Genomic DNA, 1061 nt, shown 5'->3' with positions numbered 1-1061 from the left:
GGGGGCGAGTGCGAGGGGAGCCCCGCTGCGCCAGCGCCCCATGATCTTCGCCGCGATGAGTTCCTGGTCTTCGGGCCCGGTGGAGTTGTCCCTCAAGAAGCGCCGGAACTCGGCGACGTTCTGGTGGAGTTTACGGAAGACGGCGTAGCTGCCGTTACGCCCCAGCACGGCGGGCTGCGGGGTCTGGATGCCCCCTAGTTCGTCGGGGTACCCGAGGACGAACTCCCCAGCCTTCAGGGAAACTTCAAGTCGGTTCGACCCGGCGATACCACTTCCCTCGACCGCGGGATGGCTGACACCGTCGCGATAGCCGAAATGCTCCCTTTCAGTGGGCAGCGCGTAGCAGTCCTGCCGCCAGATCGCGGTCACGCCGGGAAGGCGGTCGTAGGCCGGGCGAGAGCGGTCGATGGCCGCCTGCAGGCGCGGGGAGTCGGGAGCGACGGCAGTGATCATCACGTGGAGGTCGGGGGTGCCGAGCGGTGCCTCCCAGTGCTCCGGGGCACTGTCGCCGACATCGCCGAGCGCTCGGGCACGGGCGGCCATGCCCTGCCGGAACTCCCAGGCGAACGTGTCCAGCGATGCGGCCGGCACTCCGAGGGCCTTGAGGCCGTGACAGGTCAGGGCGGCGCTGACCCAGGTGTCCCCGAGTGGACTGGCCGAGTCGGCAGCGGAGGTCACCGCCCCGCTGACGCGCCGTATCAGCTCCCGTCCCTGTTCCCGGTCGTCGATCCGGAAGGCCAGGTAGGCGGCCGCGTAAGGGGTTGGCCGAGGGCTGAGGACGCCGCGCTGGATGTCCTCCAGTTCCAGCTCGGCTGCCAGGGGCGCACTCACGGGTCACCTCCTTGCGGGCCCTACTTCGAGACGAGGTTCCGCCAGAAGCTGCGCAGGCTCTCATCACCCCCGAACAGGGAACTGAAGATCGTCGAGTCCGCCAGCAGCACATCGCCCGCCCGGTCCCCGCTCGGCGGCATCCACAGGAACATGTTGAACTCGGTGTTGCCGGCCTCGGTGAACGGATGCGGCCTGGACGTGTCGATCGGCTGCCTCGCCAGCACATGGAT

At 68.8% G+C, this 1061-nt stretch carries 2 pseudogenes; both read right to left on the bottom strand.

The window, feature by feature from the left end:
- Positions 1-831: pseudogene (locus tag AB0M27_RS48175) on the bottom strand (peroxidase); the annotation flags it as partial.
- A gap of 20 nt (positions 832-851) precedes the next feature.
- Positions 852-1061 (bottom strand): annotated as a pseudogene (locus AB0M27_RS48170) (hypothetical protein); the annotation flags it as partial.

Origin of the sequence: Streptomyces sp. NPDC052107, assembly GCF_040680215.1 — a bacterium.
Classification (GTDB): Bacteria; Actinomycetota; Actinomycetes; order Streptomycetales; family Streptomycetaceae; genus Streptomyces.
Note: the sequence above shows the minus strand (reverse complement) of the source record. Positions and strands in the feature narration are given on the sequence as shown.